Annotated in this window: 23 protein-coding genes and 1 riboswitch; of the genes, 18 read left to right on the top strand and 5 right to left on the bottom strand. The window is 46.3% G+C overall.

Annotation, left to right across the window (positions count from 1 at the left end):
• The first annotated feature begins 71 nt into the window (after window positions 1-71).
• A complete protein-coding gene (locus ABDZ72_RS13825; RefSeq protein WP_343754157.1) occupies window positions 72-1424 on the top strand; it encodes a YjiH family protein in 1353 nt (450 codons plus the stop codon).
• A 141-nt stretch (window positions 1425-1565) separates the two neighbouring features.
• Window positions 1566-2015, top strand: coding sequence for a small multi-drug export protein (locus tag ABDZ72_RS13820; protein ID WP_343754155.1), 450 nt, complete (start codon window positions 1566-1568; stop codon window positions 2013-2015).
• 63 nt (window positions 2016-2078) lie between these two features.
• Here the strand turns inward: ABDZ72_RS13820 and ABDZ72_RS13815 are convergent, their stop codons facing one another.
• From ABDZ72_RS13815 to ABDZ72_RS13805, 3 genes are all read right to left on the bottom strand, one after another.
• Window positions 2079-2393 (bottom strand): DMT family transporter, encoded by a 315-nt coding sequence (locus ABDZ72_RS13815; protein WP_343754154.1) that lies wholly within the window; start codon window positions 2391-2393, stop codon window positions 2079-2081.
• Window positions 2394-2395: 2 nt separating this feature from the next.
• On the bottom strand, window positions 2396-2734 hold the full coding sequence (locus tag ABDZ72_RS13810) for a DMT family transporter (RefSeq protein WP_343754152.1): 339 nt from the start codon (window positions 2732-2734) through the stop codon (window positions 2396-2398).
• Between the two features lie 305 nt (window positions 2735-3039).
• On the bottom strand, window positions 3040-4053 hold the full coding sequence (locus ABDZ72_RS13805; protein ID WP_343754150.1) for a prepilin-type N-terminal cleavage/methylation domain-containing protein: 1014 nt from the start codon (window positions 4051-4053) through the stop codon (window positions 3040-3042).
• 101 nt (window positions 4054-4154) lie between these two features.
• On the opposite strand from ABDZ72_RS13805, the gene ABDZ72_RS13800 reads away from it, so the two are divergent.
• The 14 genes from ABDZ72_RS13800 to ABDZ72_RS13735 all read left to right on the top strand — a co-directional run bounded on the left by ABDZ72_RS13800 (window position 4155) and on the right by ABDZ72_RS13735 (window position 18744).
• A complete protein-coding gene (locus ABDZ72_RS13800) occupies window positions 4155-4574 on the top strand; it encodes a type II secretion system protein (RefSeq protein WP_343754148.1) in 420 nt (139 codons plus the stop codon).
• Entirely contained in the window at window positions 4571-4984 is a 414-nt protein-coding gene (locus ABDZ72_RS13795) for a hypothetical protein (RefSeq protein WP_343754146.1), read from the top strand. The genes ABDZ72_RS13800 and ABDZ72_RS13795 overlap by 4 nt, the downstream gene beginning before the upstream one ends.
• A gap of 54 nt (window positions 4985-5038) precedes the next feature.
• Window positions 5039-6661 (top strand): GspE/PulE family protein, encoded by a 1623-nt coding sequence (locus ABDZ72_RS13790; RefSeq protein ID WP_343754144.1) that lies wholly within the window; start codon window positions 5039-5041, stop codon window positions 6659-6661.
• Window positions 6662-6676: 15 nt separating this feature from the next.
• Window positions 6677-7717: a type IV pilus twitching motility protein PilT gene (locus tag ABDZ72_RS13785; protein WP_343754142.1), complete on the top strand. Its 1041-nt coding sequence runs from the start codon at window positions 6677-6679 to the stop codon at window positions 7715-7717.
• 66 nt (window positions 7718-7783) lie between these two features.
• Complete coding sequence (locus ABDZ72_RS13780; protein WP_343754139.1) at window positions 7784-8983, top strand: type II secretion system F family protein; 1200 nt, start codon at window positions 7784-7786, stop codon at window positions 8981-8983.
• A 55-nt stretch (window positions 8984-9038) separates the two neighbouring features.
• Window positions 9039-9122, top strand: a riboswitch (cyclic di-GMP riboswitch).
• 28 nt (window positions 9123-9150) lie between these two features.
• Window positions 9151-9630, top strand: a complete 480-nt coding sequence (locus tag ABDZ72_RS13775) for a competence type IV pilus major pilin ComGC (RefSeq protein ID WP_343754137.1) — start codon at window positions 9151-9153, stop codon at window positions 9628-9630.
• A gap of 388 nt (window positions 9631-10018) precedes the next feature.
• Window positions 10019-10924 carry a type IV pilus biogenesis protein PilM gene (gene pilM / locus ABDZ72_RS13770; protein WP_343754135.1) on the top strand — a complete coding sequence of 302 codons (906 nt, stop codon included), beginning with the start codon at window positions 10019-10021 and terminating at the stop codon, window positions 10922-10924.
• A gap of 13 nt (window positions 10925-10937) precedes the next feature.
• Window positions 10938-11483: a hypothetical protein gene (locus ABDZ72_RS13765; RefSeq protein ID WP_343754133.1), complete on the top strand. Its 546-nt coding sequence runs from the start codon at window positions 10938-10940 to the stop codon at window positions 11481-11483.
• The gene (pilO, locus tag ABDZ72_RS13760) at window positions 11473-11985 is read left to right on the top strand and encodes a type 4a pilus biogenesis protein PilO (RefSeq protein ID WP_343754131.1); all 513 of its coding nucleotides are present in this window, start codon (window positions 11473-11475) and stop codon (window positions 11983-11985) included. The genes ABDZ72_RS13765 and pilO overlap by 11 nt, the downstream gene beginning before the upstream one ends.
• A 549-nt stretch (window positions 11986-12534) precedes the next feature.
• Window positions 12535-14823: a YhgE/Pip domain-containing protein gene (locus ABDZ72_RS13755; RefSeq protein WP_343754129.1), complete on the top strand. Its 2289-nt coding sequence runs from the start codon at window positions 12535-12537 to the stop codon at window positions 14821-14823.
• 39 nt (window positions 14824-14862) lie between these two features.
• Complete coding sequence (locus ABDZ72_RS13750) at window positions 14863-15540, top strand: response regulator transcription factor (RefSeq protein ID WP_343754127.1); 678 nt, start codon at window positions 14863-14865, stop codon at window positions 15538-15540.
• Between the two features lie 17 nt (window positions 15541-15557).
• Window positions 15558-16940 carry a sensor histidine kinase gene (locus ABDZ72_RS13745; protein ID WP_343754125.1) on the top strand — a complete coding sequence of 461 codons (1383 nt, stop codon included), beginning with the start codon at window positions 15558-15560 and terminating at the stop codon, window positions 16938-16940.
• A gap of 74 nt (window positions 16941-17014) precedes the next feature.
• Window positions 17015-18064 carry an ABC transporter permease gene (locus ABDZ72_RS13740; RefSeq protein WP_343754124.1) on the top strand — a complete coding sequence of 350 codons (1050 nt, stop codon included), beginning with the start codon at window positions 17015-17017 and terminating at the stop codon, window positions 18062-18064.
• Between the two features lie 2 nt (window positions 18065-18066).
• Window positions 18067-18744 (top strand): ABC transporter ATP-binding protein, encoded by a 678-nt coding sequence (locus ABDZ72_RS13735; protein ID WP_343754122.1) that lies wholly within the window; start codon window positions 18067-18069, stop codon window positions 18742-18744.
• A gap of 278 nt (window positions 18745-19022) precedes the next feature.
• Here the strand turns inward: ABDZ72_RS13735 and ABDZ72_RS13730 are convergent, their stop codons facing one another.
• Complete coding sequence (locus ABDZ72_RS13730) at window positions 19023-19637, bottom strand: RraA family protein (protein WP_343754120.1); 615 nt, start codon at window positions 19635-19637, stop codon at window positions 19023-19025.
• 176 nt (window positions 19638-19813) lie between these two features.
• Here ABDZ72_RS13730 and ABDZ72_RS13725 point away from each other — a divergent pair, with 176 nt between their 5' ends.
• Window positions 19814-20332 (top strand): YcxB family protein, encoded by a 519-nt coding sequence (locus ABDZ72_RS13725; protein ID WP_343754118.1) that lies wholly within the window; start codon window positions 19814-19816, stop codon window positions 20330-20332.
• 41 nt (window positions 20333-20373) lie between these two features.
• Here ABDZ72_RS13725 and ABDZ72_RS13720 read toward each other — a convergent pair whose 3' ends face one another.
• On the bottom strand, window positions 20374-21528 hold the full coding sequence (locus ABDZ72_RS13720) for an MFS transporter (RefSeq protein ID WP_343754116.1): 1155 nt from the start codon (window positions 21526-21528) through the stop codon (window positions 20374-20376).
• 197 nt (window positions 21529-21725) lie between these two features.
• Between ABDZ72_RS13720 and ABDZ72_RS13715 the strand changes: the two genes are divergently transcribed.
• Window positions 21726-22315 (top strand): LCP family glycopolymer transferase (locus ABDZ72_RS13715; protein WP_343754114.1); only part of this gene is annotated, 590 nt, incomplete at its 3' end.

Raw genomic sequence — 22315 nt, 5'->3', positions numbered from 1 at the left:
CTTTTAGATGCTTTTAAACAATCAATTCACCAACGAAAGACGTTGTACTATGAAGGAGATGAGATGAAACCATGAGCGATGACCATTCATATACCATCGGCAATTATTTAAAATTTATTATACCATCGTTGTTGGGTGCCTTTTTGTTAATGGTTCCAATACCTGTCAATGGGGAAGTTACGTTAATTGTTGCCGTCTGGGATAATTTTATTCAAACGTATTTGGGTACTGCTATGCCCGCCATTGCAGTAGCGTTAATCAGTCTGTCTTTTGTTATGGCTTTAATAACTGTTACAACACGTCCTCAATTTATTTTGCAGAATCATTTTCTAAGAAAGCTGTTTTACGTTGGTCCGATTGCCCTTTTGACGAAAGGGCTAGCGACGTTTTTCGGGTTACTGACTCTTTTTCAAATTGGACCTGAATGGATTTGGTCCGATGCTACGGGCGGGAATATTTTATTTGGATTACTGACGACCCTGGTTGCCATCTTCTTTTTCGCTGGTTATATTTTGCCGTTATTGCTGGACTTTGGATTATTGGAATTGATAGGGACGATTATGAAAAAAATTATGCGTCCTATTTTTACGCTACCGGGTCGTTCGACGGTGGACAGTCTCGTTTCCTGGTTGGGCGATGGGACGATTGGCGTTATGTTGACGAACAATCAATATGAGGAAGGCTATTATACAAAACGGGAAGCGGCTGTGATTGGGACAACATTTTCGCTCGTATCGATCGACTTTACGATTGTTGTTTTACTGGAACTTGATTTAGGCCATTTGTTTTTACCATATTATGGGACCATTATTATTGCAGGACTCGTTGCAGCCCTGATTATGCCTCGTATTCCGCCATTATCCAGGAAAGTGGATGCCTTTTATGAAGAAGCAGAAGCGCGTGAACAGGAGACGTATCCGGAGAATATGTCGTTGGTTAAATGGGGGATGCACCAAGCGGCTGATCGTGCCAAACGTATGACGAGTGTGGTTCCGGTCATAAGAGGTGGAACGCAAAATGTGCTGACAATGTGGCTGGAAGTTGTACCGGTTGTTATGGCCATTGGTACCATTGCGACCATTATTGCCGAATACACGCCTATTTTTGCTTGGCTTGGAGCGCCATTTATTCCATTATTAAATGTGTTGCAAGTTCCGGAAGCAACCGAGGCTGCGCAAACCGTTGTTGTTGGTTTTGCAGATATGTTCCTGCCGGCTATTTTGGGAAGTGGAATTGAAAGTGAAATGACCCGGTTTATTATTGCGTGTTTATCTGTTACACAATTAATTTATATGTCGGAAGTAGGGGCTTTATTAATAGGCTCCAAATTGCCATTAAATATGAAGGATTTAATTATTATTTTCCTATTGCGCACGTTGATTACACTGCCGATTATCGCGCTGATAGCACATATGATATTTTGACGCAGACGTATGATTTTCACACGTATCTGTATCAAGTGTGTTTGCCATTTCAGGTTTTGTCGGCTTCCCTTACCATTCTTACATCGTGTATTCTCAAAAGGGAATATCCTCATCGTATGGCTGTAATAGGAGGGATGCTGGATGATTTATAAGTATATGCTTGTATTTTTGGGGGCAGCTATTCCGTGGCTGGAAGTGATGGCGGTTGTCCCCGTAGGCATTGTTTGGGGACTGGCGCCGTTCTGGGTCATGGTTGTGGCGTTTGTGGGCAATATGCTGTCCGTACTTGTTGTGATTGTTGGGTTCGATAAGTTGAAGCGTTGGTATATCAGGCGGCGAGAAGCGAAAGGAAAACAGCCTTCCAAAGGCAGCCGGCGAGCGGTTACGTTTTTCCACAAATACGGGCTGATAGGTCTGGCATTTTTGGGTCCGGTTCTAATCGGTACCCATATCGCCGTTTTTATCGGTATGGCACTCGGTGCATCGAAACGGGCCATGAGTGTTTGGATTGGAATCAGCATTGCTTTATGGATCGTTATTTTTGGCGTGACAACCGCACTCGGGTTTGATTTTTTCAAGAAAAATATATAGGGGTTTCGTCGTCTGATTGAAAATTAGAGTACAGGACGCGCCCATTGATAGGCAAGAGCGATTTTATTCAATTGCCTTCAAGCCCACCGCCCCGGCAATAATGCACAGCAAAAAGGCGATTCGTTTCCAACCGGCCGATTCGTTGAAAAATAGGATGCCGATGAGAACGGCACCGGCTGCTCCCAGACCAGTCCAAATGGCATAAGCGGTCCCGAGCGGAATGTCGCGCATGGCGAGTGATAAAAATATAAATCCGCCTGCAAATGAGAGTACAATCGGGATGACCCGGATGATATGTTTTTGGCGGAGAAACAGGTTGATGCTCATCATGCCGAATATCTCCCCAAAACTGGCAATGACTAAAAATACCCACGCCATGCTCATTTCCCTCCTTCTTCAGCCGCTTCCTCTGTGTCATCCGTCATTTTGATTCCGATCACACCGGCAATTATTAATGCGATAAACAATGCTTTCATCACTGAAAATCCAGCCCCGAATATGAGAAAATCAATCAATACAATGGCGGCAGCACCTGACCCGGTGAAGACAGCATACACGGTGCCGGATGGGATCATCTCACACGCCTTGACGACTAAAATGAAACTGAACACGATGGCAATAGTTGTGCCGCTCCATTCCAACACAGTATTGGAATATTTCAAGCCAACGACCCAAAACACTTCCACAATCGCTGCAAACAGTACGTAAAGCCAACCCAATCCAAATGGCCTCCTTCTACTTATGTGAAATAGTTTCTCCGTTTAAAATCATCCATTCGATTGTAGCATATATTTTGTGTTGTCTGTCAGTTTTCGATTTGTGGGAGGGGTGGTGGGAACTCGAGCGACAACCCTCAACTCGAGAAGCAGCACCCCCATACCTAAAAGACGATTTTCGGCAGCCGCCGAAAATCATCCTAGTTAATGTATACTTTTGACTGTCTTACACTAAATCGGCTAAAAAACAATAACGGAAGCAATTAGCAAGGAATAATCAATAACGTGTCTAACAATCACGAAGTAACCTAGTTCTCAAAAGATTCATCTCCCTCAATGCTTATGGTTCCCTTATTTTTAACTGTGCTTTTAAAAGTGCCATCGCCCACTATGTTTATGTATGATTTATTTTTCAAAACAACGTTACGCTCAAATGTGCCATCCCCTTCTATCGATATAAAAGCTGAATTCTTTAATTCATCAACTTCACCTTCAAACATTCCATTCCCTTCTATAGTTATAGAAGCACTATTCTTAAAACCAACGCTGCCTTTAAAAATTCCGGTTTCTTCAATGTCTATCGAAGCACCATTTGCAAGTGCAACGTTTTCGTCAGCAAATAAATCCTGTTCGACTTGCACGGAATAATCGTTCTGTTTACCCTTCTGATCCATCTCCCCTGTAATCCACAGCGCGCCTTGAATGTCATAGTTATCTTCATCACATTTTTTTTCGTATTTTTCCCCAGTCCACTTAACATTTCCATCACTGTAACAAGGAAGTACGTCAACTTCTACCGGCCATTCATAATCTTCTTCATCATCCTCGCCGTCTTCCTCGTCGTCTTCCTCGTCGTCTTCCTCGTCGTCATCATCTTCTTCCCATTTCTCCAACACAATCTCCTCCCCCTCCGTAGGCCGCCACGTTGTTTCCAGGCTCACAGTCTGACCGTCATCGGACTCGGTGGTCATCTGGATAGTCAGGGGTTTATCGAAATTAACGTCCCTGATAGGGGAAACATCACTATCGTTCTTGTCCCCATCATTCGTCACCGTCATTTTTTCAATGTTTAGTTTATCCGTGTCCACCTGAAAAGGCAGATCCCCCTCTCCCGATCGTTCGTAATACGCCTGCCGCATCTCGCTGATCAGGACGTTCGTGTTTTGCTGGAGAGAGATGTCATTGCTGGCGGCTTGTTGGTTCTGTCCCATGGAAACGATCAGACCGGTCGACAGTGCGATCATAAGTGAAAGCAGGGCGAGTGTCGCGAGGAGTTCAACGAGTGTTACGCCTTGTTCATGGTTGAATCGGTATGGAAACATATCATCACGTCCGTTATCATGGTATAATAAGTTTAAAGCCAGTATGGAAAAAAGTCCCGCCGACGTTCTTTACTAACGTTCTTTTGCCAGGAGTGAGATCGATGCCTGAACAAATGTCATCTAATGAAAAAAATGGTTTCACGCTTATTGAAATTATAACATCCATTGCGCTTTTGACCATGATTATTGCTGTGATGTTACCCATTTTTCCGCAGATTTTAAACTGGTCGTCCCAGTCGGAGGAGAATTTGACCGCAAGTAATCTATTAGGCCGCGTAGCCAGTGATGCGCAAGAAAATGCCGGAAGATTGCCGCTCGACGACGTTCCCGTTTGTTCCGACGGTAAAAAAATACTTCCGGCGAAAAATTTAAATGCCCTTCCATCCTATACATATAGCGTAAAACTGAATGTGTGCAAAGAAGAGACCGTTGATTTATATCGAACGAACATTCAGATTCTTTCTGACAACGACCAATTGGCTGAATCCTACACCTATATTGAGGCAGGTGGGTCCGGATGAACCGTCTGAGGAATGAACGCGGCGCAGCACTTGTTCTGACCCTGATGATGATTACGCTCATTCTCTTATTCGTGCTGACTCTGCTTTATCAAGTGACCAATACGACCAGGCAAATAACGACAATGGATGAAAATATAGACGCGCATTTGGTGGCAGAGATGGGCGTTGATTACTACCAGACGCTCGTGCATGAACGCGTCAAAGGTCAGGCTGTCGAAAAGGTGCAGGACATTGACTGGCCGGAGACACCGACGAACTACCCAATTGATGACAATCGAACTTTCTCAATTAAAATTGACCAACGGGATAATACTAATAAGGAAAAAACGGAGATTGAATTTACCAGCGAAGGAAAGGCGCACGGCCGCACAGAGACGATAGAACAAAGCATAACGATAACGCTGGAATAGTTATATAGATTTCCTGAATGGAAGCTTATTAAGCGAAAGGCGGAGGGGGATATTATGGCACCACGCAAACGGCTGGGTGATTTACTGAAGGATGCAGGAATCATAACAGAAGCGCAAGTGGAAGACGTACTTGCTCATAAAAAACCGGATCAAAAATTAGGAGACGCACTGCTCGATCACGGATTTATTACGGAAAAACAGCTGATCGACGTACTGGAATATCAGCTCGGCATTGCACATGTGTCACTGTATCAGTATCCGATTGAGGAGCGGGTGCTTGGTTATGTGTCGCATGCATTTGCTCAGAATAAATACGTTATGCCGCTGCAAATCAAGGATCATGAACTGGTCGTCGCAATGCAGGACCCGATGGATTATTATGTTATTGATGATTTGGAGCTGTCGACAGGCTTCACCATTTATCCGGTGATTGCTACAAGAGATGATATTTTATATGCGATCAATAAACATTATTTTAAACAGGGAGATGAATACGCGGCGACAACGGAGGAGGGAACAGGAGCGTCAGTCGTCAGTCTGCTTGATCAACTTTTGACAACCGGGATTCAATTGAAAGCAAGTGACGTTCATCTGGATCCCCAGGAAACACATGTCGATGTGCGCTACCGGATTGACGGACAGCTCCGCAAAGATAAAACGCTCGCGAAAGAGTTGCAGAACCCGCTGGTAGCCCGTATCAAAATTCTTGCCGATTTGGATATCACGCAGACGCGCCTGCCCCAGGACGGGCGGATTAAAACGACGATCGGTGTGACACCGGTGGACTTGCGTATCTCCTGTTTGCCCACAGTAAATGGCGAAAAAATCGTCATCCGGGTGTTAAATTTGGCCAATGCGCTTCGTAAAATAAATGATCTCGGATTTTCCGAGGAGAATAGGCAAAAATACGTGGATTTGCTGAATCGGCCGTCTGGTTTGGTGTTGCTTACGGGTCCGACTGGGTCGGGAAAAACGTCCACCCTATACGGGTCGATCCATCATCTGAACCAGGACCATATTAATATGGTGACCATTGAGGATCCGGTTGAGTTTCAAATGGAAGGGGTCAACCAAGTGCAAGTGAATGCGAATGTTGGCCTCACCTTTGCAACCGGACTGCGCTCGATTTTGCGACAGGATCCGAATACCATCATGGTCGGGGAAGTCCGTGATCAGGAAACGGCGGAAATTGCTATCCGAGCCTCGCTCACCGGGCATTTGGTGTTCAGTACGTTGCATACGAACAGTGCGGTCGATGCCATCCCGCGCCTGATCGATATGGGCATTGAGCCGTATCTCGTCGTCTCCTCCCTGAAAGGTGTGGTAGCCCAACGCCTCGTCCGGAAAATTTGCCCGGATTGCAAGGTAGGCCGCGAACCGACACCGATGGAACGGGATATTTTCCATAACCATGACGTAAGCGTCGATCATATCTATGAAGGAAACGGATGTGACAGCTGTCATTACTTGGGTTACCGCGGTCGACTGGCTGTGCATGAAGTGGTCACGATGGATGAAGGGATGAAACACTTGTTGTTGAACCAAGGGTCGATGGCCGATTTACACACACATGCTGCCGATAAGGGGACGTCGTTTCTCATTCATGACGGGTTGGAAAAAGTGAAAAATGGCGAAACAACGCTTCAAGAAGTGATGCAGCTGTCAATTGCGTTGTAAAGGAGGAAACAGATATTGGATGATACATTGCAGCAATGGCTGACAGAAGCGGTTCATCAACAAGCGTCCGATGTGCATTTAACCGTCGGCAAACCTCCCGTATGTCGTATTAATGGGTTGCTTCTCGAACAGGATTGGCCGGTCTTGCAGCCGTCTGATACCGAGCGGATGAGCCGTTCGTTGTTAAATGATCACGATTGGCACGTGTTGAATGATAAGCGGGAAATGGATCTTTCCTGTGGTATCAGCGGCGTATCCCGATTTCGTGTCAATCTGTTTTACCAACGTGGGGCGTTGTCGCTTGCCTTTCGGATTGTACCGAGGCATATTCCATCGATTGAGGAGCTTCATTTGCCGCCCATTACCCACGAGTTGACGACTGAACGGCAGGGGCTGATGCTTGTTACCGGACCGACCGGGAGCGGGAAAAGCACGATCTTGGCGGCAATGCTTGATTTTATGAACCAAACGATGCGCCGACATATGATCACGCTGGAAGACCCGATTGAGTATGTACATACGCACCATCATTCGATCATTGATCAACGTGAGGTTGGCCTCGATACGACCAGTTTTCTTACCGGACTGCGGGCAAGTCTTCGCCAGGATCCGGATGTCATTTTGGTTGGGGAACTGCGTGATCTCGAAACGATATCCACGGCGATAACAGCGGCAGAAACCGGGCATCTCGTCCTTGGCACACTGCACACGAGCAGCGCGGTTTCTACGATTGAGCGTATAATCGACGTGTTCCCACCCCAGCAGCAGACACAAATCCGTATTCAATTGTCGTCGATGTTAAAGGCGGTCATTGCCCAGCAGCTGCTTCCAACGAAAGACGGGACGAGCCGGCGTGCGGCCACAGAAGTGCTGATTAACACACCGGCTGTTAAAAATCTCATCACCAATGAAAAACTGCACCAGATTCAGAACGTGTTGCAGACGTCCAAAGCACAAGGCATGCACACGATGGATATGGATTTAAAAAAGCTGCTTCGAGAGGATGTTGTAGCGTATGAGACCGTTGCACCATTTTTGGAAATGAGAGAAATCTAACGTCTAAGCCGCACGCATCATGGCGCTTTTTGATCCGCTGTGGACCGGCATGAAAGGAGGCATCCTGTGAATTTTGACTATAGCGGTAAACGGTTTTCCGGTGAACGGGTGAAGGGGCAAATGGAGGCGGAAACGAAAAACGAAGCACTGAATGAGTTGGAACAAGGCGGCATCATCGTTGTTTCCATTACCGAGACGAAACCGTGGAACAAAGATATTTCATGGAATCGACGGTTGAAAAACAAAGACTTCGTTGTATTTCTCCGGCAATATGCGACGCTGATTCACGCCGGCATTTCTATTTCAGAAGCGACGAAAACGATGGGGCGGCAAACGGGAAATGCGACGCTCCAATCCGCGCTGGAAGACATTGATAAGCAGTTAGAACGGGGGGAAGGTCTGTCTGTGGCAGCCGATCGTCATCCGGATGTTTTTCCGGAGCTGCTTGTCAACATGATTCATGCCGGGGAAGCGAGCGGTAAGTTGGATGAGATTTTGAACGAAATGGCCGACTACTATGAAAAAGAACACTCAAACCGGCGCAAGCTCGTCTCCGCCTTAATGTATCCCAGCATTGTCGGGATCATTACTTTGTTGTTAACAATGTTTTTGCTCATGTTCGTCGTGCCGCAATTTGTCAGTATGTTTGAATCGTTCGGGGAAGATATCCCGGCTTATACGCAATTGGTCCTGTCCTTGAGTGATTGGGTGAGTGCCTATTGGTGGATGTTGCTCGTTCTCGTGGTTGTAGGCGTGCTCGTGTACAAATATGCCGTGCAGTTTCCGGCTGTCGTCTACCGGATGGATTATTTTAAAATGAAATGTCCGTTTCTCGGCAGGCTGGCACACAAAGCTGTACTCGTTCGCATGACACAGACGCTCTCTACACTCGTCAACAGCTCCGTTCCGATTCTTCAGGCGTTGGAAATCACTGAGAGGGTTGTCGGCAATAAAGTGATGCAACACGTTTTAGCAGACGCCCGTGAGTCGCTCGAATCCGGGGAATCGATGACCCGGGCGATGGAGGATCACTGGGCTTTCCCGCCGCTGGTAGTACAGATGGTACAGATCGGCGAAAAAACCGGGACACTCGACCATATGCTGCAAAAAGCGGCCAAATTTTACGAAGAAGACCTTGATCAGATGGCAAATCGGATTCAAACATTAATTGAACCAATCATGATTATTCTATTGACGGTAATTGTTGGAAGTGTTATTGTATCTGTGGTTTTGCCGATGTTCTCATTATTTGAAAACATTCAGTGACCATTTTGGTAACATGTGGTATTGGTACCTATTATCTAGTATACTAGTACCAGAAGAAAAGCAGTGGTGTGATGAACGTCTGTCTGTATATGGGCACTTGGACAGTCAGGAGCAATTAGTGCAACCGACGCTCTATTACCTTATTTAACTAAAAAGGAGAGGGTCTTATGTTGGAACGTATGAAAAGGAAGTTTAAACAACAGGAAGGGTTCACACTGGTTGAGTTGCTGGCTGTCTTGGCCATTCTGGGGATAGTGTTGGCGATTGCCGTTCCCAGTGTTTCGGGTGTTATAAGTAGCTCGGAAGACGACGCTGATGAGTCGAATAGAGAATTGATGGAGAATGCGGCCAGGTTGGCGAATGCAAGTGACATTGATCCAAAAGGTGAGAATGGTGATACTTATTCGTTAGACAATCTAGTTAGTGAGGGTTTTCTTGAAGAAAAACCTACTAATCCTAATACAGATAATGATTACAATGGTACTGTTAAAGTGACAAATGCGGCTGATGATGATTCTAAAGTAGATGATTATACGTTTAAATACGTACCTGGTGACGGGGAAGAAGAAATTAGTGATGACACCAGTGACGGTGGTGAATCTGGAGGCGGCGATGACGGAACCGGTGGCTCTGGTAATAAGGACTAATAATAAAAATAACTAACCGAGCTAAACATAATCACTAACTAAACGCCTTGCACGTTTTTGCTGCAGGGCGTTTTTACGAATGAATTTCATAAATGCTAAATGCTTTTCTGTTTAATATGAACATGTAACTTGTAATACACTTAATCATTCGTTGAATATATACTTCAACTTAGAAGATTGGAACGGAAGGCGGACGACTCCTGCGGGATAAGAGGCCTAGATGAGACCCCACAAGGCGTCAGCCTGAGGAGGCTCATCAGCCGCCCGCGGAAAGCGTCCGCCTGAAGTGGAAATCAAAAGCAATAACCTATCGTTCGTATTTTAAAGGCAGATATCTAATTTTGAAATTCAATCAGATTCATAACTTTTTACCTAAGCAGGTGGTCGTGTGAACATTCTCAACAACGGCAGGGTCAATATGGTGATCACGAACCGGGTGATCCGCTATGCCTTTCACAAAAATACATCCCCTAATAGCATTGTCACTTATGGCGACGTCGAACTGCCGGTGGGTACGATGCAGAACGGCACCATAGCGGATGCACAGGCGTTTCAACGTGTCATTCGGCAATTGGTGCAGGAAAACCGCTGGCGACGGAAAAAAATCGCTTTCTGCTTGGTGGACGATACGGTCGTTATCCGGGATTTGTCCATTCCGGGAACACTATCGAAGGATGAGGCAATTGGTTACATCCGCACGCAGATCGGCCATTCGTTTTATTTGCCGTTCGACAATCCAGCGCTCGCTATTGATGTGCTGAGAAACGATGAGGAAACGACCGATGTCCGGTTGTATGCGTATCCGAAAGAAAAAATCGATCAGTTTAAGCACGTTTTTTCAGCGGCGGGGCTTCATCCGATCATCGCCGATTTGACGGCCTTGTCGGTGTACCGTTATTATGTTCAAACAGCCGAAACAGCATCCGACCATACACTGCTCATTCATTGGAATCATGACGCGCTGTTTTTGACCGCCTTTCAACACCATAAAGCCGTGTTCAATAGACATATAAAAATCGCCATGGATGACGAACCGGCGCAGGAGACGGCTGAGGGCATGATCGATCATTATATGACAGAGATCAATCGGATGGTCGACTTTTACCAGTATTCGATCACCAAGGGGGAATCGCGCATCGAGCAGCTGATTGTATCCGGGGATTTTCCCTATTTGTCCACGGCTAAACGTCATCTCGCTGACCGTTTGGAGCTGCCGATTTATGAATTTCCCGACGAAAATATGTCCCCCACGTATGTTGATTTGATGGGACTGGGCTTAAAGAATGGCGGATGAAGGTGGGTGTGCAATGAATACGGAAATCAATTTTTTGGAAAAAGAAACGAAGCGTATGAGCATACCGCTCTTTCTCTTGTTGGTGTTCCTGCTGCTGCTTATCGCTGTAGCTGCTGTTCTGCTGATACAGCGGGGTGGGCTGGCGAGTGCGATCGATCAGGAAAAAGCGACGATGACGGCGCTTGAAGATCAAATGGCAAAGCTGGAAGAGGACACCGGTCATATGCAACAGCTGAAACAGACGAAGGAAGCGTTGGCATCGATCGAGACCCGGACGGTTCCGCGTGTTGCCTTGTATAAGCAGATGCTTGGCATGCTGGGTGACTCGGGGCAGCTGGAGTCGTTTACATATGAGAGCGGCGAGTTATTTCAGCTGGAGGTGGCGTTTGATTCGCTATCGTCTGTATCGGATTATACGGATAAAATGCTGCAGCAACCCTATTTGCTCAATGTGAAACTTGCGGATGTTTCAAAGGCTGGCGATGGGTATGACGCGTCGTTCGCGGTGACTATTGACGCGGATGTGTTGCGGGAGGAGATGAGTACCGATGCCGACTAACTGGAACCGAAGCCATACGTTAATCCTTATTGTATTCGTTGCTCTTGCTGCTTTAATCTATTTGGCCGGTTATCGGACAATGATTCAGCCGATGCAGAGTGATCTCGCCTCCACCGAAGAACAAGTTGATTTATACGAACAACAAGTAAAACAGCTCAAAAATCAGGACGGGCGCTTGGACGAATCGTTGCAGCAAATCACCGAACAGGTGCCGGCTGACAAAAAGCCTGACGCAGTGTTGAACGAGCTTCGCCAAATGGCTGACAAGACGAATGTCGACATTGATTCGATCTCCTCCTCAGGTGCCGGTGGTGATAATGATAGTGACCTGAACAGTGCCGGATACAACCTCGACGTGACCGGCGCCAACATTCAAGACGTCAATGCGTTTCTCGACGCCGTTCAAAAGGGCGATCGTTTCATGAGAATTGACTCTATTTCGATTGAGCAGGACGGCTCAGCAGACCTCTCACTTGCGTTATCGACGTTTTATAGCGGGTGAAAAAGGAGGGGTGAACTTGAGCGACGGCATACCCGACCCGAGCAAGAACCGCCTCAACTCGAGTAGCCCACCCATATCAAAATGCCAATTTTCGGCAGCCGCCGAAAATCAACCCCCATTAAAAAACGAGACGAGGAGATCGCTCAGTTTGAGCAGAAACGCGCGCAGCTCAGGGCAAATATCGCGCAACTTGGGTAAAAACTCGCGCAACTCAGGGGGGATGTCGCGCGATCCAAGGCCCAACTCGCGCGATCCAGGCCAGAGTCGCGCAGCTTAGGGCCAAACGCGCGCAACGCTACACCAAATTCGCGCGACCCGATATTTGGTTTCTTACTTTCCATACACCAGCATCCCTCCTCCGTTCTTCTCGATCTCTATTTTTGATCAGCATTATCTGCCATGCGATAGCCTCATTTTTTCAACTTGTATAGTTATTCCTGTTTGATGGTGCAATATGTTGTTTTTTCTTTTTCAGTAACGGTATGATATCATACGTCAATAAAGAGGCGTTTGTTATACATATCATGTAGCATCACAAGGAGCACAGCCATGAAAAACAGTTGGTACATTTATTCTCAGGACATGAAAAATATCACACGCAATTGGGTAACCATCCTATTAATCGGTGGTCTGATTCTTCTGCCATCATTATACGCTTGGTTCAATATTGAAGCTTCATGGAATCCGTATGGTCAGACGGATCAAATGCCTATTGGAGTCGTGAATGAAGACTCCGGCTCCCAAGTCAGAGGAGATGACATAGATGTCGGCAGTGACTTGGTGGATACTCTCAAGCAAAGTGATGCCATGGACTGGCATTTTACCAACCGTGACGACGCCATGAATAAACTGAAACATGGTGATTATTTTGCTGTTATTGTCATTCCGGAAGATTTTTCGGCAAAATTGGCGACCGTTGTATCCGGCAGTCCTGAAAAAAGCAAGATCGACTATTACGTCAACGAAAAAATAAACGCTATATCACCGAAAATTACCGATAAAGGTGCAAGCAGGATAGTGGAGCAGGTCAGCAGTGAGTTCACCTCCACTGTGAATGGCGTTATTTTTGATATGTTCAATGACATCGGTGTGGAACTGAACAAACACTTGCCTGACATTAAGACGTTTGAGGAATACGTCTTTACTATGGAGGACAAACTGCCGGAAATTCATGACTTACTGAAAAATGGCATGCAGGATGCGAACGATGCCCAGTCCATTATCAATAAAGCACAAAAGAAACTTCCGAAGGCCGAGCGCACAACAGCGAACGGGCTTTCCACTGTGAACGATACCGCTGAATTATTATCAAAAGCGCAAAATCGCCTGAATGAGCTGGCACCAAAGGTAAAAGACGATTTGAAGAAAGCGCAGGGCACGGCCAAGGATATTCATCAGCTGATGGAAGATGCGCAGAATCAGGACATCGATTTCAGCAAAGGCAAGCAACTTCAAGAGGCGATCAATGCTTCATTGAATGATGCCATCAGTCGGATTAATGGTATAGAAGAAAAATTGAAAAAGCTTCAAAAGATGAGTCAGCAACAACAGCCTGGAGTGCCATCCGAAAATGAAAATGGGGATGACAGCACCGGAAATGAATCGGATGATCATGGCGATGCCGCAAACGAAACGGAACAAGACGGAAGTAACAACTCGTCCGATCCAAGTAACAGCGTAAAAGATCAAGTGATTCATGCGGCGATCCAACGACTGGAAACGCTGCGGGGGGCACTGGAAGAAACGAAGGAAAACGGCAATACGATAACGTTCTTCATTGCGAATAAGCAACAGAAAGTCGATTCTATCATTGCAGATATGAAGGAACTGTCCGGCGATACGGCAAACCGAATCGGGGATTTTCTGAAAGACTATAAGGAAACGATAGCCCCTGAAGTGAAACAACATATTAATCAGGCACAGGGAACATTAGCCAATGCTAAGGACATATTAAACGGCATTCAATCAACCATCCCCGAGGTAAAACGGGTGTTGGCCACTACAGACGATCATATTGGCCAGGGACAGGAAATGCTGAATAAAGTCTTGGGAGAATATCCATATGTCCATGACAAAGTCAATCAACTTGCTGATAGGATACGTGATATTCAGGGTGAAACGGACATCAACGAGATGATTGAACTGCTGAAAAATAATCCTGAAGCTGAGCGCGGTTTTTTCTCCGAGCCTGTTCAACTCAATAAGAATGATGTTTTTCCCATTCCGAATTATGGTTCCGGTATGACACCATTCTATACGGTTCTTGCCATATGGGTTGGTGGATTGCTCCTCATTTCGTTGCTGGCCTCAGATGTTCATCAAGGGGAAGGGTTGACAGGCAGGGAGCGATACACCGGTAAGCTATTCACATTTGTGACGTTTGGCCTGCTGCAGACATTCATTGTAACATTTGGAAACCTATTTCTCGTTGATGTTTACGCAGCGCATCCTGTATGGTTGGTTATATTTGGGTTATTGATCAGTATCGTGTTCATGCTGATTATCTATACGCTCGTTTCTCTTTTTGGTGATGTCGGCAAGGCTGGAGTGATTGTTTTGCTTGTTCTGCAGATTGCCGGATCAGGTGGTACTTATCCAGTGGCGTTGCTTCCTGAGTTTTTCCAAGTCATCAACCCATTCCTTCCGTTCACCTATGCGATTGATTTAATGCGTGAAGCAGTAGGTGGCATTATTTGGGAATCAACCATATATGATATCATGGTACTGACATGTATCGGGGTTGGATGTTTACTGTTCGGACTGCTGTTTAAAAATATCGTTAATAAACAAACGGAAAAAATGATGAAAAAATCCAGAGAAACCGGCCTGTTTCATTAAGTTTCAAATCTCTCCCCGCAAGGAAGAGGTGTCATACGATTGGTTACGATTTTGGTTGTTGATGATGATCCACATATTCGTGAGCTGTTACGGTTCTATTTGCAGAAAGAGGGGTATCGTACGCTGGAAGCTGCTGATGGCGAAGAGGCTTCCACGATACTGGAAACCGATCATGTACAGTTGGCGATCGTTGACATTATGATGCCGCATGTCGATGGGTATGAGCTTTGCAACGACGTCCGGACCGATTACGATATTCCCGTCATGATGGTGACGGCCAAGGGTCATATTACCGATAAAGAAAAAGCGTTTAACGCCGGTACAGATGATTATATTGTTAAACCCTTTGAACCGAAAGAAATTCTCTACCGGATCAAGGCCTTATTGCGACGGTTTCATATTGCGAGCGAGGACATGATTCAGCTGGGCCATACGGTGATCAACCGTCGAAATTACGAAGTCAGTACCCATGGCAAAACGGTCATTCTTCCGTTAAAAGAGTTTGAGTTGCTGGCCCAATTGGCAAGTTTCCCTGACCGGATTTTCACACGCGAGGAACTAATTGAACTGGTTTGGGGCTACGATTTTGCCGGCTACGACCGAACCGTTGATGTCCACATTAAACGGTTGCGCGAACGTTTTGCCGGCAATGGGGAAGATTTCAGTATACAAACGATGCGGGGTAAAGGATATAAATTGACCGTCGCTGATCAATAATCTGGAGGCAGTGACTGATGCGGACTCTTTATATGCGGATTATCGTCGTGACCATGTTGATCATGATTTTAAGCGGTATGGCAGCATTTTTGGTGACGAATGGGTATTATCAATTTTATTTAAAACCGGTGAACGATGAAAAAGTGACGGGGATTGCCAATGATATTGTGACCATTTATGAAAAAAATGCGTCGCAGTCGATTGGGAGTTTTTTAAATGACATGACCGAACTGGGTTACCAGTTTTATTTAGCGGATGGCTCGGGGAACACCCAGTTATTCGGTAAACCGTTTGATTCAACGGATATACCGCCGGACACCGTTGATCATGTTTTAAACGGCAACACGTATCACGGCATTAAAACGTTTCCATGGAGACCGTTTATTACCGGTTTTTTTGATAACAAATTGACAAATACAATCGGTGTTCCGATTCAGGCGAATAATGACACGTCCTATGCGTTATTTCTCCGACAGAACACACAACAGCAGTTTGGCGAGATGCGTCTATTCTTATCGGTTATGCTGGTCTTGATGATTGTATTAAGCTTTTTGATGGTTCTCGTCAGTACACGTTTTCTCGTTAAGCCGATTGATAAGCTGACCAAGGCAACCCGAAAGATTTCAGGTGGTAATTACCATATTAAGTTGAATGTGAGTCGCCGTGATGAAATTGGCCGTCTTGCTCGTGATTTTCAACAAATGAGTGATAATCTCGAACAAACGGAAGAGAAACGGCAGGAATTTGTCTCCAATGTATCCCACGAGATTCAGTCGCCATTGTCGTCCATACAAGGGTTTTCCCAACTTTTGCGTGAAGAAGAGATGACCGAAGAGGAACGTAAGCGGTATTTATCCATCATTGAAAACGAAAGCCGACGTCTGTCACAACTAAGTCGGCAGCTTCTGACGCTTTCTTCTCTCGATGACGATGCAAAAGCGTCGGAGAAAACATCCATTCCGTTGAACGAACAACTGAAGGATGTTGTTGCCGCCTCTGAATGGCTTTGGCGGGAGAAGGGTGTTGCTGTGGAACTTGAGCACGTGCCGGGACGTATTTATGGCTATCCTAAACTGCTGCATCAAGTCTGGACCAACTTGCTGACGAATGCCATTCGTTATACCGAATCCGGAGGCACGATTCAAATTCATGGAAAAACGGATAAAAACGCGGTCGTCGTCACTGTGGAAGATACCGGCGCCGGCATCCGGGAAACCGATATTCCGCATTTGTTCGAACGGTTTTATAAATCGGATAAAGCACGAACCAGAACGGAAAAAAGCTCAGGACTCGGCCTATCCATTGTTAAAAAAATTATCGAATTGCACGACGGTACCATTACGGTAGAAAGCACCATTGGCGAAGGGTCTAAATTTCACGTGATGCTGCCGAAAATGTAACGAATCGTTCATTCTCTGTTCATATACCATCGTTAAACTGGACGTTGGATAAGGAAAGGGAGTGAACGATTATTATGTTTCTGGCGATAAGAGAATTGCTTCATACGAAGTTGCGGTATATGTTAATTGGTTTAATCATGGTTCTAATAGCCATGCTCATTTTCATCATCTCAGGACTTGCGAACGGATTGTCGGCCGATAATGCAGGATCCATTCAAACGATGCACACTGATCGACTAGTCATTGAAAAAGATGTGGAGCAACAATTGACCAAATCATTTTTGCCGGAGTCAGCCACTGATGACGTGAAGCAGGCGGACGGTGTTATCGAAGCCGCTCCACTGACTGTCCGGATGTCGGGCGTGTCTCAGCAAGGAACGGATCAGCAAACGGATGTGGCGGTTTTCGGCACGGATTTACAGGGGATGCTTATCCCCGAAGTGATTCAAGGGACCAAGCCGACTGATCCGGATGACGTCCTGGCAGATGAATCATTGCAGCAGAAAGGTTTCGATGTGGGCGATCGCATCGTTTTCAATGGGAATGATACGGCCTATACGATTGCAGGCTTTGCGCAAAACCAGCGATTCAGCCATGCACCGGTGATTTACCGGACCATTAATCGTGACAAGATAACAGCCGTGGCCATTCGGACAGACGGCGATACAGGAGAAGGCCTGAATGCATCGTATGATGTGTTGTCAAAGGGTGAAGTACTGCAAGGGATACCGAGTTATTCCCAGGAGCAGGCATCACTCAACATGATGATTGTCTTCCTGTTTGTGATTGCAGCATTCGTTCTTGCAGTGTTCTTCTATGTCATTACCATGCAAAAAAAATCCCAGTTCGGTATTTTGAAAGCATTGGGTATACAGACGTCGTATATCATTCGCAATCTCATGTTCCAGATGGTCGCTATTTCCATTGTTTGTATCGGTGTTGCCATAGGCATTACGTATGGTGTAAAACTCATACTTCCGGATGACATGCCATTTATCATGAACACACTCAACATGCTTAAGGTATCATCTTTATTGCTGGTTGTATCGGTGCTCGGCTCGCTCATATCGCTGTTCCAGGTTGTCAAAGTTGATCCGATCCAAGCCATTGAAGGAGGCGAATAATCATGCCATTGACGATGACGCATGTATCCAAAGTTTTTAAAGACGGTCCCCATGAATTCAAAGCGCTCGACGATGTGTCCATGGACGTGAAAAGCGGCGAATTTGTTGCTGTCATTGGTCCTTCGGGATCTGGCAAGAGCACCTTTTTATCAACAGCTGGTGCGCTATTGTCACCAACCACCGGAACGATTGAAATGGACGGAAAAAATGTAGGGGATTTGTCCAACAAAGAAAAAACGACATTGCGTTTAGACAAGATAGGGTTTGTGTTCCAGACGGCCAATCTCATTCCTTATTTGAACGTAACCGATCAGCTGCGTATGATTTATGTCGCAGCGAAAAATGATCAACACACGGGCAATGAGGCAGAATTGCTAAAGCACTTTGGACTGGGACACCGTATGAAAAATTTTCCGAGTGAGCTTTCCGGCGGGGAACGCCAGCGGGTGGCTATTGCGCGTGCTTTAGTCCATGATCCTGAGCTTATTTTGGCTGATGAGCCGACCGCGAGTCTTGATTCCGCACGAGGCAGGGACGTTGTCGAACTGCTTGCAAATGAAATTCATGACCGCGGAAAAGCGGGGGTGATGGTAACCCACGACGAACGCGTATTGGACTTATGTGACCGGGTTTTGGAGATGAAAGACGGTCAATTAATGGAAGCTGAAGCTGTTCATTAAACAGCTCATTGAACGACGAGGAGCACGTCGTCCAACGCGCGCGGTTCGAGTGTCAAGTCGCGCAGTTCGAACGGGAAGTTGCGCAGCTCATCTGTCAACTCGCGTAGCTCAAAACCCAACGCGCGCGATAATGGGGTAATGTTGCGCAATCCGGGTCAAAACTCGCGCAATAGTATGGTCAACTCGCACTGTTTGTCTATATCAAAAAGACGATTTTCGGCCAGCCGCCGAAAATCCGCCCTATAAAAGGCGGACACCCCAATGTGTCCGCCTTTCTATCATTTAAGCATGCGGTCGATATAAGCGTGGATTTCCTCTGGCTTTCCGGACACCTTTTCATCACGATCATTGTCTTTAGCTATTTTCTCCGTCGCCTTATCGAGCACGTCTTGTTCCGTCGATTGCGGCACAACGACGACACCATCGGCATCCCCGATGATCAGATCACCGGGCTGAACGGATACCCCGCCACAGGCAATCGTCTCATTAACGTCGCCCACGCCGGTTTTTCCGCTGGAGGCTACCGTCGTACCTTTACAAAACACCGGAAAATCCAGTGCTTTTATATCGGAAATATCGCGAATAACCCCATCAACGACCAAACCACCCAGTCCCATCGTCTGCATCATGCCGGCTACAAAATCCCCGGCAATGGCGCGGTATTGTTCGCCTTGTGCATCGACGACCAATATATCCCCGGGTTGCGCTTCTTTGATGGCCTTTAACACAGCCAGGTTATCGCCGGCTGGCAGTTTAACGGTGAAGGCCCGTCCTGCCATTTGGTAGGTTTCCTTTAATGGCTTGATAGACGGATCGAGATTATTCAACCCATTCGAAGCATCCGAGGCGCTTGTTGTCGGTATGTTTTGAAACGCCTGCAACATATCATCCATACAATCATCCTTTTTTGAAAATTGATAGTTTTTGCATTCAGTATACATGATCGCTCGAACTGTGTATAATAACAATTTTTTATCAAAAACGATTTGCTTTTTTAAAGTGATGAAAAGCAATCGCTATGATAGACGTGCTATAATACAGAAACATAGGATGAAAGGGAGGTACATCTATGACGATTCATTACCAACTTGTCTATGACGATGTGCTCGCACTGCAAAGAGATGTTATCCAACACTCAAATACACATCATATTAAACGAATGTATACGAAATGGATAACGGCCATTCTCCTTTTTTTGGCCATCTTGTATTTGTTTCAGCTGTCCTGGCTTTCTGCGGCGGTGAGTGCCGTCATAACGGTTATCTACTTTTTTACTTTTCCGGCTTTATATGCGAAAGTAGCCTTGTCACGTGCCAACAGCCGGATGCAAAAGCAAGATTATTCGCATATACTCGGTCCAACTGAGATGACGTTCTCAGAGGACGGGATAAAACGCGATATCAACGGTACGATCACGTATTTTACTTGGGAACAGTTTATGAAACGCGGCGAGGACAGTAACCATTATTTTTTATATGAATCGGACTTGCAGGGGTTGATTCTGCCCAAGCGGCCGTCTGATAAACACCCGGAAGACGTAGCTGCTTATCAAGCATACATTCAAACTCACGTCCATCTGCCTGACTGACGTGCAACTAGTTTCGATGAACGCGTCCCGCAAACGCCGTGTCAGCGTTCCTCCGTAGGGGCCAGAAAGAGTTTGCTGCAGGCCACCATAGCCGCGAGCAGAAATATCCATTTATATCCGGTGACTGTAAGCATCCCGCCAAAGAATGCCGGTCCGATAATCGTCCCCATGTTTAAAATGACGACGCTGATGCTGAATCCTTGAGCGGGTGCATTCGGAAATACTTCCGCGCTCCAAATCGGCAGAAAGGCTGCGTACATCATAAACGTGAGACCAAACAAAAAACCGGACAGACCGATCGCCGCCCATGACTGCGATACAAACAGGATGAACATGCTTAACGCATATACCAGTACTGTGAGAAAAAAGCTTTTGCGAAATCCCAAGTAGTTAATGAGTTCGCCGGCCCATAATCCCGCAATGCCTCCAACGCCTGTAATCAGGAAAAATAGGGCATTCGAGGCATCCATATGAAATGACTGCTCCGCAAAATCAGCAGCATACGTCCAATACGTAGCCTCCGTGACGCCAAAAATAATCGCCGCGGTAAACAAATGCACCGAATGTTTATGGAAAGATGGAAGCCTCGGGCGCTTAATGTCGTGTGGCGACGGCGACTCAGCACCAGACGGAACGGTTTTGAGAACGACGAGCAGCAAAACCAGACCGATAATCCCACCAATGATCCATAACAAGCGCCAGCTTCCTTCGGGAAAAACCAAATACAGCGCGCAAATAACCACCAGACCAATGGATGACCCCGTACTAATAACGGCTAACGATCGTTTTTGCAATCTCTCTCTGACATAATTGCTGACACTCTCGGAAAACGGTGCCCAGCATAGCCCTGGACATAGCCCGGCAATCACACAGCCAATCGAAAACAACAGCCCGCTTTGTGCGAAAGCGGCCGTCAACAAACCAACCGACGCCGCTGCAAGGCCGCTCACGATAAACATTTTCGGACCCCATTTTGCAATAAAAAAGGTGACCAATAATGCACCGACGAGAAATGATAAAAAGGAAAGACTAGAAATCATACCGAGCGTTGTTTTTGATAAATGGAAGTCCGCTTGAAAGTCGGGAAGCAGCAGACCATAGCCGTATCGGACCCAGCCGAATACAATGGACATCGCCAGCAAACCCACCATTGAAATCAGCGGAACTTCCCCTTTTACTCTTGCAAGCAGCGACATGGCAAACCCCCTTGTACGTTATAGAAAGACGTATCTGTTCACTTACAATCCTATTCACAAGTTGCTTGACTCATAAACGTCCATAGAGAATAATGGACAATACATGTTATAATATCGTTTGTGAAGACGAAACGTGGACGGTTTGTCGGAGTGCTTAACCGTAGTACCCTGATGCAGCCATAGTGGGAGTGAAGGTCGTGGCGAAAAGGCGAGATGTCCATAAGAAAAAGAAGAAAAAGTGGCTATGGATAACGATGGCGATGATCCTGCTTGTCATTGGCGGCGGGAGTCCTTATGCCTATTCCGTCCTCCATAACGTTCAAAACACGGTGGACAACGAACTGCATAAGCCCATCGAAGGCATTGATCCCGAATTCACCAAGAAAAAGGTGGAAAAGGAAGAACCCATTAACATTCTTCTGCTCGGGGTCGATGAACGCGCGTATGACAAAGGGCGCTCCGACACTATGATCGTTATGACGCTTGACCCAGCTCATAATCAAATGCAGCTGTTAAGTATTCCGCGTGACACCCGTACAGACATTATCGGCCATGGAACCGTGGATAAAATCAATCATTCCTACGCTTTTGGAGATAGTGAGATGGCGGTTGCGACAGTGGAGAGCTTTTTGGATATTGATATGGATTATTATGTGCGCATGAATATGCAAGGCCTGCAGCAGTTAGTTGGCGCTGTCGGTGGTATTACTGTTACGAACAACGACCAGGCATTCGACCAGGGCGGGCATACCTTTCCAACCGGTGAGCTGCAGCTGAACGGCGATGA

This window comes from Lentibacillus halophilus (assembly GCF_039522485.1).
Taxonomy (GTDB): Bacteria; Bacillota; Bacilli; order Bacillales; family Amphibacillaceae; genus Lentibacillus; species Lentibacillus halophilus.
The sequence above is the reverse complement of the archived record's forward strand: the minus strand, read 5'-3'. Positions and strand labels throughout refer to the sequence as shown.